Here is a 12,393-nt window from a genome sequence, read left to right as displayed (position 1 = left end):
TGACCTCCTGAATTAACCTTCGATTGTACGAATGGTGCCGTAGCGATCTACCGTTTTAAACGTAATTTTATATACCTCTTTGTCCGTAATGATTTGCTCAGTGGCAGTTTCTTCAACGGATTGGATTATAGCCTTCTTCACAATCCCCTTTAGTACATGCAGGAGCTCACCTGAACCGACTTTCCCGTTCAGTTTACCTGAAGCCATCCTCATGACCCGATGCATCTCTTTATCTGGTAAGAGTGGCTGCAGCTTCTCTGATGGTTTCTTGGGAGTCGTCCAGTCCATTGTTTTCTTCGTTAATGACGATGCCAAAGAAACCTTCACGATCTGCTCCACATCCATGTGACTCGAGCGAAATAGCTTTAAAGTAAAATTACCTGCTTTCACTTTGTAAAGCGGTTGCTCTAAAAAAGGAATTCGTTCCAGTTCATTGTCCTCATGTAGAAGATCCAAGATACATTGGACTTCATTACGATTTATCATCTTCTCCGCACGTTTTCGACCAATCGTATATACCTGGTGATATGTATCATCATGTGACTGATAAATTCGAATATCATCCAGATTGGCCACAAGCATCGTGACCACATCTTTCGTCATACGGCCGCGGGGAATGTTATAAATCAAAATCCCGTCTGCCGAAACATACTGAAGGAGCTGCCGGAGAAATCGTTTCTCTTTCCTCTCCAATTTCGAACTTGCAGTCTCACTATCAGAATCGTAAGGTGGATTAAGATACATCAACCTAAAGGTATCCCTACTGATACGGCACTCCTCATATCCCCCAAATAAAGCGAAATTCGCTCTCTGACGTAACTCCATATATTTGTTCTCGTTGGGTTCAATCCCAAAGGTAACAGCCTGAGAATCGTCGCTGAGAGTCTCTAGAGCTTTCCCGCTGCCTGCACAAAAATCGGCTACTGAAAAAGCTTCATTGGGATACTGAAGCAGACTGCGTAGACAATGCATGTCCTTTTCGGTTGTTTCGTAATTCCCCATTCGGACCTTATTTCTCTGGATTCGATCGAACATACCCTTTAGATTGTGATTGCTCATATTATCCTCCTCAAAAATAAAGAAGCCGGCACAAGCTCAGCCAGCTCCTCATTGTTTTAATTCACTCTTATCTAACCGGATTGATGACGACCATGATAGAAGGATCTCCTTCAAAGGAAACAAATCCAGGTAGACTACTCCCACTCACCCGAAGATGAATATTTTGAATGCCCTTGTCACAAATCGTGATTGCATCTTTCAGGTATCTTCCGTTGAATTTCATTACAGGAAAATCTTCTCCTACAGCGACGTCTTCAAAGGGATCACAGACCTCACTGTTTTCAGATTCCGTATGAACCACAAATACACCATACTCATCGACTTCTAACGTCACCCGGTTGTTCGTTGCATCCAAAGACAGTGCTCGATTCAGAGTATCATTTAATTCACTCTGATTAATGGATAGCTGCATGCCTTTATTCTCACCCCTGAAGATCACGTTTAGTGAATCTAGTGGGAAGGTGAGATCGAGTTGTCTCCCAAAATATATCGAATTCTTTTCTCTCAGGATCAAATAATGCTTAGTGATACTGAGATCGACCTGTTCACCATGAAAGGAATCTACAATTTGCTTAAAAGCAATTGCTGGTATAAGGGCTGATACGAATTGATCTGGGTCTAAAATGTCTACATCGGTGACATATCGAAAGACCCGATGCCGATCAGTGGCCACGAAACCTAGCTTCCCCTCATGATTATATAAATGAACTCCTGTTAATGCCGGTGTCTTATCATCACCTAAAGCAAACCTTGCAGCGTTAGCTGCCTTTCTAAGAACTTGAGACGGGATTTGTAGAAATTCATCTGTGACAGGCTGAGGTAAATTCGGATACTCCTCGGAAGATAAGATCTTCAGATTCGCTTTTCCCCTCTTCCCATACGATATATGAATGGTCCATCCTTCTTTCACAAAGGTTAAATTCCCATGTGGCAATCGTTTCAGCAAATCAATACCTTCTCTAGCCGGAAACAGAAAACTACCGGTAGAACCACCTGTGTTGGTAATGGGTATCATCTGAAGTAAAGATTGCTCCGTGTCCATCGCCGTAATAAATAACGTCTCGCCTTTAATGTCAAATTTCAGATTTTGCAAAATAGGAATTGACCCTGACTTAGGGACGATTTTTGCACATACAGTAAGTACGTCAAGAATCTGTTCATGCTCAATTTCAAATTGCAGATCATTGACAACTACGTTCTCCGAAATCTCTTGTTCTTGCAGGTCTAATAGCTTAACCATTGAAATTCCTCCTGATGTGGGCACGCAAAAAAGCCATGGAAATAAAAAAAGACATACCTGTGGTATGTTCCTTTAATTCTCCATGGCTAAACGATGCCAATTTTTATGTGTTCTCTTTGAACGGCTCCCTCACTAGCTGTATTGAACAGCAGTGAAAATAAATAATTCAATCGTAATAAGCTGATAATACAGCATTGTTGTGTAACTTTCAACCAAAAGGTATAAGCGGATCGATATACAAAGATCTGTTATACCTTTTGGTATGAAAACTTACCACTTAACTTTATTGATGATCAAGCTCATCCAGGATTTCAATGAATTCAGTAATTTCGAAACCTCCAAAAGCAAAGGTAACCGAATTCTTGACATAAGTTGTATCAAGAAGATCTGTACCTTCTAAATCAAATTCGAGTGAAAAAGTCCCAGTAATGTCACACTCTCCAATTATAGTTTTGTCTAGTTCAGACTCTATCACTAAAAGAGATACCGAGACTGTTGTTGAAAATGTACCGTATATATAAAATTTCTCTCGTTCTCCCACTCCTTCAACTGCAAATTCAGGGATTTCTGAGAGGACTTCAATTACATCCCCGAAAGCTAAATATCCTGTTTTTAAATATGATTGTAATTCACTATTAAAATGAAAGTAGCCTTGAAATCCTTCACTTTTAATCAGCGCATGCTGCCAATTTTCTTTGGTGAAAATTTCATGGCACAGATCTATAGAAGCCAAATCTAATAATGCCAACCTTGTCTTAATATGATTTAGGTCTGAAACATAACTGATAAAGTTAACTCCTCTTACCATAATTAAACTCTTACCGACTATCTCTTTAAATTCCTTAGAAAGTTCATATCTTGCTTGAATGGGCTTGTTTTTTTCATCGATTTCCCACCAGTCTTCTTTAGTATCGTTTGTTACAAATATCAAATCCTTACCCTCTTTTGATGCCTGATCAAGAGTCTGTTTCCATAAGATCAAATCTCCAAATTTTCTTTGTTTGGTTCCATCTTCCTCGTCTTTCTTTATATCTTTATATCCAGGAGGAATTAGATGCTTATATCTGACCTCTCCTTCCTGAAATAGAGAAATCATTTCTGAGAGAGTGTAAGAATCACCGGTTGCTCCATCCTTCATAATTCCAGTAACAAAATTCTTTACATCGTCTACATGGAGCATCTGTTTATTCGCTTCTATGTCATACTCTATGGAATTCTCGTAATTCTTTAGAGATGCATGTATGTCAGACATACTCTGATTAATCTGCCCTCTCAGTTCTTCAAGTAAGGGATACTTGTACTCCTGATGTTTAAGGAACTCTCCTTCTAATGAATTTTTATTCTTACTAATAGATTGTCTGATTGAGTTTATGAACGTCGTATATTTATTAAAATTTTTCTTATGTTCCTTTTGATGATTCTCATGAAACTCTCTTACTACTTGATGTGGTAACCAAATTCGCTTCCTCATTGATCTTAAAATTTCAAGGGACTCTTTTGTTGCCTCTGGATTAAGATGATATAATCGTAGCAATACATTGGTATCCAGTACCACCATAGCTTCATTGTCCCATGTAGTCTTAAAGTTCTCAAAATTATCTATCAAGTGAATTCCCCCAGCATCATCAGTATGTATACAATCCCCATGATTGTAACAAGAAATAGAATCACTTCCAATATCAAACTTTCCACAATGACCACCTGATAGGCATACAAAAAAACAGTACCCTTCAAAAAAAGGGGTACTGTTTTTCAGTTAATTTGCTATGCTTTATTCAATCCATATTTCTTAACGATAGGAAGTGCGATTTCTTCAGCTGCAACCTGCGGGTAACGAAGGACAATCGTATTTTCGGTACGTGTTGTAACGTTACCACCCAGTGCTTTTAATAACTCACGAAATGCAGCATCCAATACATCCTCATCTTCATGGGTATAAGCCCCTTGTGCAAAAAACTTAAAGTTTTTATCTATTAACATAATGAAACACTCTCCTTAGATAATTTCTAAAGAAGGCATGCCGGTATGCTCGGCTGCCTCACTCTCATGGAATTACGGTGCAGATCTAATTCATTTCGTGTGATGAAACTTGGAATGAGACGTAAAATTGCTGTGTTAAACAAGTTCTTTGCAATGTCTGGCAACCATATGCAATCCAAAAACCAGCAATCCAGCAGCTCTTCCTTGTCCATAGCAGGAAAAGAAATACTTAGTCCCAAATGATATGATCGAATGGTTAACTGCAGCTTTCCTTCTACCTCATGTACACATAAATTAGTGTACGGATCTCCAATTGGGTAAAAAGAGCATACCGTGATTTTACCTTGCTGATATGAGATGCCATTGCAACAGTCACACTCAAGTGTACTCACTGCCCCAAGTTCATAGTTCTTTTCAATTAAACCTAATTTTTGCATCAAATTCCCTGTTTTATCTGTCATATCAGTTCTCAGAATCACTGTCATTAGATTGAGGAGAGAACATTCCTCTCATCATATCGACAATGATATCCCCCATCAGTGGTACACTTCTACCTAGAGATACATTGATAAGCGTACGCATCTTTTCTTCCGTAAGGATTGTTGGATTAGCTGCTTCGACCGGATATTTGACCTGTTTCAATGACTCATCTAACCTTTCGGTACCGTCAAAATGATAGGTCCAAATTTTTTCTTCATCATTGGAAGGATACATATTAACGCGAATAATTTCGGCATATCCGTCGTCCAATGATAAAACTGTGTCGCTTGCAGTGAAACCATTATCCATTAGGAAATTAAAGCACTCTTGTTCAACTAAAGGTAGTAACTCAGAGAGTTCATATCTAGCACATGTTCTTCTTACAATTCCCCCGTCTACAAGATGCAAGATATAAATAGTAACTCCCACTGTCAGTTCCATATATATTCCTCCATGTGAACCCCTTTCGCCGCGGGATTCAGAAACTTCCCCGCGGCAGGGGCTTAAAAGGATTGATGATTTAGAAATCAAACCATGAAATCCCACATGAAATTGGCAACAACATTTTTATGTGCTCCTACCTCAGAAAGGCAAGTCATCATCTGAGATGTCAATCGGCTTTCCATCTTCAGAGAATGGATCCTGATTACTGGAACGAGAATTATAGTTAGACTGGCTTCTCCCTCCACCGGACGGTTCTTCAGGTCTGTTTTGACTATTACCACCTCGGTTATCCCGGTTGGCCGATTCTAAAAAACGAACATTGTCAGCAATAACTTCTGTGACATAGACGCGTTTTCCCTCGTTATTCTCATAATTACGAACCTGAATTCGACCTTCAACTGCTGCTAAGCGGCCTTTACGCAAATAATTGGCACACGTTTCTGCTAATTGACGCCAAGTGACGATCGGGATAAAATCTGCTTCCTTTTCGCCCCCTTGACTTGTAAAAGGTCTATCCACTGCCAAAGTAAACTGAGTTACGGCAGTTCCGCTCGGAGTATAACGTAAATCAGGGTCACGAGTTAACCGACCAATCAATACCACTCTGTTCAACATATGTAACACTCTCCCTAAATTTATTTTACTTACTCTACCATGAGTGAAACCTGGGGGGTGAAGCCTAGGTCCAATAAATCGTCGATTCCTTTACCTTGTGACATATCCCACAGAGCCAAGCTAAGCTTCATATCTGTATTTTCTGCGAAGAAAGCAGCGCATAATTCCAAGGCCTGTTGCACCTCTGGAGTGGACACCGCATCTGCATCAAAAGCAAGTACAACATGCTTACAGCCTAATTGTTTAAGCGGCTCTAAAATAAGGGGATATGATCCAACACCAGGCAGACCGAAAAATGGCTTTAATAAACCATCTGCGGCTTTATCTGCCTTTAAGGCACCTTCGGTAACCCATACCTCGGAACAATCGATTAATTCTTCCGGACTCTCGCCAAGCTGCCAATAGGGCATGCAAGGTGCCGGTAAAGCGAAGTGATAAGGAATGGGCCCACCGATTGAAGAACCGTTTGTTTTGGATCCACTGCTCCACCACCAGTATCTTTGGGTTTGTTTAAGTTCAATGCTGAAAACGAACTGACCGCTTTTAGAAGTACACACTTTCTTGTCTTTCTCTGTCAGTTGAACAATCATTGTTTTCCCTTGAACTTCTATTTCGCATTGTGCACGACGTTTACCCAGCTCATTTTTTTCTATTTCCTTCTTAATGACTCCTTTGATTGCCCCCTTCATGTCTATCTCCAGTGGAGGATTGTCTACACGGATCTGCCAACCTGTGATTTCATTGTAGATGGACCGAAATGGCACCATCAGGCCAGAATATCCGGCCATCGTCCAGTACGGACCATATTGTCCCTCATTTACAAAGAAACCTGGTACGCCCAACAAATCAGATTCATCACTTAACCGATGAATGATTTTTTTGGCAACCTTGTATCGATCACCAACAGGCATTGTCCGGTATTCCCTGGTTCTAATAACCGGTTCCTCCATTTTTCGAACATCACGTAAATGATTTTCGTGGAAAACGGATAACGGAAGTTCTTGGGTCATTACTCGATAGACACGATTCAGGTGACGATTAGATTTTTTGTCAACAGAGTCTACCTGCATGATTTCCACTTTAGTCGTAGGCCTCTTATCCGGATCAAGATAATGTTTATACTGCCTGCCCATGGTGGAATCGAAGTAATCGTCTGATGCAATTCTCATGCAATTGACAACGGACTGATCACTATCAATTGCACACCATCCTTTGTGACCACAAATCGGACAACGGGACATGATCTCATACCATCCTGGCTGATTTCTTAATCTACGTAGCTTCATGAGCATATTTCCTCCCTTATTGTTGACGTTTAATTGAACTACTGGATATTCAGTACAGATTTAGTGTTGTGAATTCGATTTTCCCGCCAAGAAAAGTCATCTGTACACCAGCAGTCAATCTTCTTCCAGATCTGCAGCTGCAAACGTCTTATGCAAAAAAAGGCACATTCATTAAGTGAATGTGCCTTCCTGGCGTAAACAGATAGCAAAAAAAGGACGCACGTATAGTGGGCGTCCTTTATAGCAACTGTTACTTTATCTTAAATCGATGCTTAATAGCATATCTCACTCTTCACCATCTTTAGATGCGAAGAAAATCAATTCGTTTTCGTATTAAAGTGATTATACCATTTGTCATTTGGTGGGTAAAGTTAAGAAATGAAAGGGGCAATGATAAACAGCTTATATGCCGTATCATTGCCCCTTTGCGTGCGTTATTAAGTTGATTTAAGTTTATCACACGTCATAAATTATGACAACGACATAGTTTGATAGAAACTGCCAAAATTATCTTTACCCTAATATATTAATATGCTATAGTCGAAGTGCGTGCAAAGCAATGGGTGAAGTCTCTTCGTATCGAAGAAACGGACCTCTGTTTAGTCGCACACAAATTCAAAATTGTGTGTTTTTTTTATCTCTCATTACTAATTAATTACTATATTAAATAACTACCGTAAAAGAAAAAAGCCCCTATCGCGAGAGCAAATCGTGTCTTCGGCCGCCAAGCGTACGACATGAATTGCTAGAAGATTAGGGACTCTACTTACAAACATTTGTGAAACCATCTTATCACAGAGTTTTTTAAAAGTGAAGTCCCTACTCTTCTTCAATGTTGCCTAATTGGGTGTCAATTAAAGGAGAGTTTTTATGTATGAAAAAAACCTGAAGGGTTCCCCTCATAAGTTACTGTACTATCGTTATAGACCCACGGGTGCGGAGGAATCGAAGATCCGGGTCGTAAACGAAGAAGAACAGGCTTATACCAAAAAAGAAATCGAAAAAATCTATATACCTGAAGAAGAAATAAGACGGTTCAGCTTAGATAAGCATGGGCAACCCATACCGCATGTCGATGGTCACATGACGATTATAAGTAACTACATATGGGATTACTGGGGGCACTTTTTTAGCGCTGAAGGGGTTGCTTTGTATGGCCATCTTAAGCGTTTCTGCTACGGTGATAAAGACTACTGTTGGCCCGACCTCAAGCTCATATCACAAAAAATGAATAAAAGCCGCAATACAGTGAAAAGAATACTTGGAATTTTAGAGAAGTATGGATTTGTTGTCGTCTTCAATGTCCAAAATGCTGACAAAAACAATCTGGAGGAAAGCCCACTTTATAAGGTGCGTAAGAAGGTCCCTTTTCTACCAGTTGAATTGTATGAGCAGCTGCCCACAGAATTAAGGTTAGATCACGATAAGTACATGCAGCGGATCGTGGAGGACATGGATGATGTCATTCATCTGGACCCATCAGTTGATTTTACGGAAGTATATGACAACGTAATCCAGAAAGGTACGGTAGTTAGAAAACAAAAAACAGGTCAAAAATTGGAGAAGGAAACTCAAACCAAAGTTAAGTCACTCGAAATTGAACGATCGGACCAGGACAGAAACTTATGGATTGAGGCTCTCAACATTTTACAAATTAAAATGACGAAGCCGTCTTTTGATACCTGGCTAAAAGATTCATTCTGTATTAAACGTGATCGCATTGTGACTGTCTATTCACCTACTCAATTCGCTTCAGAATGGTTAAGTACCCGAATGGATATTTTGATACGTGAGGCGTTGCTACAGTCTGATCCAAGTATTGAGGATTTTAAGTATGATTATTTGTATCAATAACTTAATTGTAAATTTCATTAAATAATGATTTCAAAATAACCGCAGTCCTCAATGGAGTTGAGAAACTCGGTTATTTTTTATTTTTATGTTCATTTGTCCAATAAAAATAAAGTATTTTCTTAGTGCTTAAGTTAAGATAAGTCCCCTGTTTAAGCACTACATGCTACCCGCGTACGTTCTTTAATAGGTGATTGGAAATGGAATATAATGAGGAGGACGTAGCCCAAGCGAAGGCGCGGGAGCGTTCTTTTTATTGAACTAACTGACAGTTAAGTAGCAACGCATTACAAAAAGCCGTATACAAAAAACAAATCTAAAAATTATCGTTTAAATCGTACACGGTCCAAAACGATTAGAATATGTTCACCTTTAAGGTAGGTAAACAAAAAGACATGATAAAGAAGTTTATCCAGTGTTTCGGCTAAAGGCTACGCAGAATCCCGGCTTCTTCACGGAGTAGAAGCCGGGATTCTGCGTACTCGAGAAAATTGTTTTGCCTTTTTAGCGTGAAAAATCTATCAGGTCAACCTCATAAGTGCGGAAATCGCCCGAAAATCTCTCCGGCCGTTCCGCCCAGTTTCGGCGGCCAATTCACCTTGATTTTCTCGATTTCAGGTAGAGGAAAACCAGCTTCGGTCATTACTTGAATAATTTCATCACGCTCTAGTTTTAAATTTTCAAAGACGTCGGCCACCTTATTCGTATCCCACTTCCAGTCGATTTTTGCATGGGAAGCGATATCCACCGGTTTAAAACCGATCTCATTAAAACACTCGGCCATTTCTTCGTTTGTAACGGTGTTAAAGACACTTCTGATCCCAGCCTCGATTACACCCATCTCGTCAGATAGCGCTAAAAATGCTTTTCCTAAGTCAGGAATGCTTGTCTTGAGGGTATCCTGAATGCCTTTGCCGATCTCCGAGATAGAGTATTCAGCATAGTGAAGAAGTTTAGCCATGTTTTTGGCTGTAATATCATCCCATACTTCGGTTAATGCCTCGGCCACTTCGCCTACATCGTCTGGAAAGACTGCTTTTAATAAGCTCACCAACTTTCCTTGAGGTTTTAATCCAAGTGAATGCAACCCTTTCGCAATTTTAGAAGCAGGAAATTTAAGCTCTTTTAGCTTCGCGGCTATTTTTGCTGGTTTCAAACCGTCTAAATCGAGCAGCTTCGCCAGAGCAAGTGGATCTGTTAGGGTTGCGTTGTAGTTGTCTTCGACCTGACTCATAATGGACTTTAAGATCGCATCTGGAATTTCTTCTAAGTTGGGAATAGCTTCGTTAAAAGTTTGATTCACGTTTAGTTCTGGAAGGCCAGGTAGTTGCAGTGTTGCAGAGACCTGTAGAAGAAATGTCTCCTTATTGAGTGATATAAACATCTTCCCAGTAACTTTTGTACCTAATGTAAATGTAGCAATGGTTATATCTTGTACCTTCAGTTCAATACTTTGGTCCGGGAATTCATATATTAACGCGGCCTGGCCTTCAAAGTTATCCATCCCCGACAACCGACAACGGAGCTGAAATTTAGAAAGTCCCCTTACACTGTACGCTAGCAAACACTCGAAGGTATTCTGCGCCGCTTTAATGGCCACACTTTGCGTTATGCCAAAAAGTGACATCTTTGCAGAGAGATGGATATATCCGAACTCCTCAGTCCACTCACTAGTTTGAGTTGAGTCGATGATGAAGAAAGGACCTTTCGTACCCGTTTCGTCGGTAATTTTCAGTACCCCGCCTAAATCAGTGATACCCAGCTCGCCTTCTGCTTTAACCCCGCTATTTTGCTGAAATTCAATCAACGCTCTGCATGCTAATCCGAATAATGACACCTCAGCATTCATGGCTAATCCACGATAGATCTTACCAGGGTCTGATGGGGGTTCAAAACCATCAGGGTCAGCGACAACATACATCGTTAAATCTTTAATCTTAACTTCTTTAAGCAGAACAAAGTCCCTCAATGGGATCTTTGTGAAATATTCAACAAGACGGGAAAGCGGAATTCCATCTTGAGAGGATGACGACGCCCGAAGGGAAGCAAGTAGTGCCGATGGGACTTGGCCATTAATAAACTTGACCCCTGCCTCCATGATGATCTGATCAGCAGAACCTTCTTCTCCTATGGCAATCTCACCAGATAAGCTAATTTCAGTTCCCGTTGTGCCTAAAGCTATACCTACGCCAAACTTTTGTATAGTAATGCCGGAGAATCCAAAGGGATCAGTCCATCCAGTTGTTTCTGCCATCTCTTGACCTTGTTTTTTAACCCCAGTTAAAGCACATGTGAATTCAAAAGTTCCGTTCGGTAAAACTGCTCCCCCACCATCCAAGAATAAAGAGTCGTTTTGAATGTCTAGTTTGAGTGTCGTCCGAAGCTGAAGTGAATCCGTCTTGATGATGATTCGAGGATTCAAAAGTTTAAGAGATCCCATGGCGGGAGGGTCACTCGGTACTTTAACCTCAATAGGTCCTGAAAATACTTCAGATGTAAAAGGCGTACTTAAATCAAGAGGATTAAGTGTGCCGAAGATACTTTGCAATAGGGTAATGGGTTGACCTTCAATATCCAATGTGGAAAAAAAGGAAATCCCTTTGGTTGCGAAGTCTGGATGAACCGTAAAAAGATTTGGTGGAAAGGGTAAGTTATCGACCGAGGCGAAAACAAGACCCGAGTTATGCATTTTATATGAAGATTGAAAGATGGAAAGCGTATTTCGTAACCAGGTAGCCACGCTTGCTGGCTCCCACCCATCAGGCAGCTTAACCCCAATCGTACATTCCGGCTTATCTGCGACGAGAAAAAATTCTAGTGCCACCAAAGGTTTGGTTAGCCCTAGAATATTTACTTTACTCTGTCCCCGAATTATAATGCTGCTTTCATTCTGCATTTGTATAGAAGCGTCGTTCAGCATCAACTTATCTGAAATGAAGGTCTGTATTAACGCTTTGAGTTCATTGTTGAGATGAGAAACATCCGGCAAGGTAAATTCTTCGCCACTCATCCCCGCTTTCAAAGTCGCTTCAAGCTCCGTAATCAGCATGTATGTTCACCCAACTTTTCTTATTTATAGTTGAAATGATTCCCCCAATCTTATCTGAATATGCTTTTGTCCGATGAAAATAAAGTGAGGTTTGGTTCAACTAACTGGGAACGTTAGTTCAATAAATAGGCTTTTACCACTTTTGAGCAACATGCTAAAGTACCGTAGTACCCAGTTAACCTCTGAGTCTAATGTGGAGCTTAGAAAGACTACTATAAAGTATTTGTGGTAAGTGGTACCGTATTAGAAGGAATTAGCCCTTAATAGGCGTATATATAATTGTGCAGTGACCTCTCAGGGAACAACCGCCCAGAATAGGTTTGGAGCCGGCAGGACATCCTCCTGGACTTCTTTAACAGAAATGGCGCGCTCCATGTTTTTGGTGCTGC

The 12,393-nt window shown here is 40.4% G+C and carries 10 protein-coding genes; 1 reads left to right on the top strand and 9 read right to left on the bottom strand.

From position 1 onward, the window contains the following. Positions 1 to 12: 12 nt before the first annotated feature. From ACE04G_RS16825 to ACE04G_RS16790, 8 genes are all read right to left on the bottom strand, one after another. A complete protein-coding gene (locus ACE04G_RS16825) occupies positions 13 to 1,059 on the bottom strand; it encodes a DUF6094 domain-containing protein (RefSeq protein ID WP_449005048.1) in 1,047 nt (348 codons plus the stop codon). A gap of 67 nt (positions 1,060 to 1,126) precedes the next feature. Further along, positions 1,127 to 2,299: a DNA polymerase III subunit beta gene (gene dnaN / locus ACE04G_RS16820; RefSeq protein ID WP_443146663.1), complete on the bottom strand. Its 1,173-nt coding sequence runs from the start codon at positions 2,297 to 2,299 to the stop codon at positions 1,127 to 1,129. Between the two features lie 283 nt (positions 2,300 to 2,582). Then, positions 2,583 to 3,905: a PIN-like domain-containing protein gene (locus tag ACE04G_RS16815; RefSeq protein ID WP_449005049.1), complete on the bottom strand. Its 1,323-nt coding sequence runs from the start codon at positions 3,903 to 3,905 to the stop codon at positions 2,583 to 2,585. 158 nt (positions 3,906 to 4,063) lie between these two features. Then, the gene (locus ACE04G_RS16810; protein WP_449005050.1) at positions 4,064 to 4,279 is read right to left on the bottom strand and encodes a hypothetical protein; all 216 of its coding nucleotides are present in this window, start codon (positions 4,277 to 4,279) and stop codon (positions 4,064 to 4,066) included. A 26-nt stretch (positions 4,280 to 4,305) separates the two neighbouring features. Then, positions 4,306 to 4,740, bottom strand: coding sequence for a hypothetical protein (locus ACE04G_RS16805; protein WP_449005051.1), 435 nt, complete (start codon positions 4,738 to 4,740; stop codon positions 4,306 to 4,308). Position 4,741: 1 nt separating this feature from the next. Further along, positions 4,742 to 5,200: a hypothetical protein gene (locus tag ACE04G_RS16800; RefSeq protein ID WP_449005052.1), complete on the bottom strand. Its 459-nt coding sequence runs from the start codon at positions 5,198 to 5,200 to the stop codon at positions 4,742 to 4,744. A gap of 141 nt (positions 5,201 to 5,341) precedes the next feature. Continuing rightward, complete coding sequence (gene ssb, locus ACE04G_RS16795) at positions 5,342 to 5,818, bottom strand: single-stranded DNA-binding protein (protein WP_449005053.1); 477 nt, start codon at positions 5,816 to 5,818, stop codon at positions 5,342 to 5,344. A 29-nt stretch (positions 5,819 to 5,847) separates the two neighbouring features. Then, complete coding sequence (locus ACE04G_RS16790; RefSeq protein ID WP_449005054.1) at positions 5,848 to 7,104, bottom strand: toprim domain-containing protein; 1,257 nt, start codon at positions 7,102 to 7,104, stop codon at positions 5,848 to 5,850. An 870-nt stretch (positions 7,105 to 7,974) separates the two neighbouring features. On the opposite strand from ACE04G_RS16790, the gene ACE04G_RS16785 reads away from it, so the two are divergent. Further along, a complete protein-coding gene (locus ACE04G_RS16785) occupies positions 7,975 to 8,958 on the top strand; it encodes a helix-turn-helix domain-containing protein (protein ID WP_443146669.1) in 984 nt (327 codons plus the stop codon). A 529-nt stretch (positions 8,959 to 9,487) separates the two neighbouring features. On the opposite strand, the gene ACE04G_RS16780 is transcribed toward ACE04G_RS16785, so the two are convergent. Next, the gene (locus tag ACE04G_RS16780) at positions 9,488 to 12,004 is read right to left on the bottom strand and encodes a hypothetical protein (protein WP_449005055.1); all 2,517 of its coding nucleotides are present in this window, start codon (positions 12,002 to 12,004) and stop codon (positions 9,488 to 9,490) included. Between the last annotated feature and the right edge of the window lie 389 nt (positions 12,005 to 12,393).

This window comes from Paenibacillus sp. AGC31 (assembly GCF_057334655.1).
Note: the sequence above shows the minus strand (reverse complement) of the source record. Positions and strands in the feature narration are given on the sequence as shown.